Origin of the sequence: Streptomyces sp. NPDC007917, assembly GCF_042959105.1 — a bacterium.
Taxonomy (GTDB): Bacteria; Actinomycetota; Actinomycetes; order Streptomycetales; family Streptomycetaceae; genus Streptomyces.
This window is the reverse complement of record NZ_JBIBKK010000081.1, coordinates 1-1,522: the sequence shown is the minus strand read 5'-3', so window position 1 is coordinate 1,522 and position 1,522 is coordinate 1. Positions and strand designations below refer to the sequence as shown.

The window sequence follows — 1,522 nt, the reverse complement described above, 5'->3', positions numbered from 1 at the left end:
GTGTCGGAAGTGCCCGCCGGTCCAGTTTTCCGTTCGGGGTGAGCGGTAGCCGCTCAAGGACCATGACCAGGGAGGGCACCATGAACTCCGGCAGCCGCGCCGCCAGCGTGGCACGCACACGTACCCCGTCGACCTCCACACCCACTGCCGGCACCACGTACCCCACCAGTCGCCGGTCCCCGGGACGGTCCTCCCGCACCACCACCGCGGCCTGGACCACCCCGTCGCAGGCCATCAGCGCGGCCTCCACCTCACCCGGCTCGATACGGAAACCCCGCACCTTCACCTGATCGTCGGCGCGGCCCACGTACTCCAGCACCCCGTCAGCCGTCCACCGCGCCAGGTCGCCCGTCCGGTACATCCGCTCGCCTCCGGCGCCCCACGGACAGGCCACGAAGCGCTCCGCCGACAACCCGGCCCGCCCCAGATACCCCCGGGCCACCTGTGCACCGGCGATGTACAGCTCGCCCACCACACCCGGCAGCACCGGCCGCAACCCCGCATCCAGTACGAACATCCGGGTGTTCGCCACCGGACGGCCGATCGGGGACGCGGTGTCGGGGCTGTCCTCCATCGCCCAGGCGCTGGCGTACACCGTCGCCTCGGTGGGGCCATAGGCGTTCATCAGCCGACGGGCCGACAGCGCCTTCCTGATGTGGGTCGCCACCGCCGCGGGCAGGCCCTCACCGGCGAGCACAACGGTCTCCGCCGTCACGTCGACATCGGAGTGCGCGATGAGACCGGCGAGCGCGGACGGGACGGCGCTGATCAGGCTGACGTGGCGACGCGCCTCGGAGCCGCGGTCGGCGAGGTCCAGCAGGTCGCGCAGGATCTCGATGGTGCCGCCGCAGATGAGGGGAGCGAACATTTCGAAGACCGACACGTCGAAGTTGAACGACGTGGTGAGCAACACATGCGCCAGACCTTCAGCCCCGAACTCGTCGACGGCCCAGCGGACGAAGTTGGCGGCATTGGCATGGCTGACGACCACGCCTTTGGGACGGCCGGTGGAGCCCGAGGTGTAGATGACGTAGGCAGAGTTGCCCGGCCTCAGCTCGCGCACACGGTGGGTGTCGGTCGGAGTCGTGGTGGGCTGGTTCCCGAGAGCATCGGCGAAGGCCGCGTCGTCGAGAAGCAGGATCGCCCCGGATGCCTCGCGGGGGAGAGCCGAAGCGGCGTCCCGTGTCGACAGGATCAATGCAGGCCGGGCGTCGTCGAGCAGGTGGTCGATGCGGTCCTGCGGATAGGCCGGGTCGATGGGTACGTACGCCGCACCAGCCTTCAGCACCGCGAACACAGCTGTGATCGCCGGCTCGGTACGGGGAAGTGCGAGGGCGACGTTGTCCTCAGGACCCACACCCAGCGAGATCAGATGGTGGGCGAGCTGGTTGGCCCGTTGGTCGAGTCTGCGGTAGGTGAGTCGGTGATTGTCGCAGATGAGTGCGGTGTGGTCGGGGGTGCGGGTGGCTTGTTGTTCGAACAGTGCGGGGAGGGTGGTGGGTGGGTATGGGCGGGTGGTGTT

At 69.2% G+C, this 1,522-nt stretch carries 1 protein-coding gene; it reads right to left on the bottom strand.

The window, feature by feature from the left end; translation table 11 throughout:
* The coding region (locus tag ACFZDL_RS47185) for an amino acid adenylation domain-containing protein (protein WP_353597337.1) at positions 1–1,522 on the bottom strand (1,522 nt) is incomplete at both ends.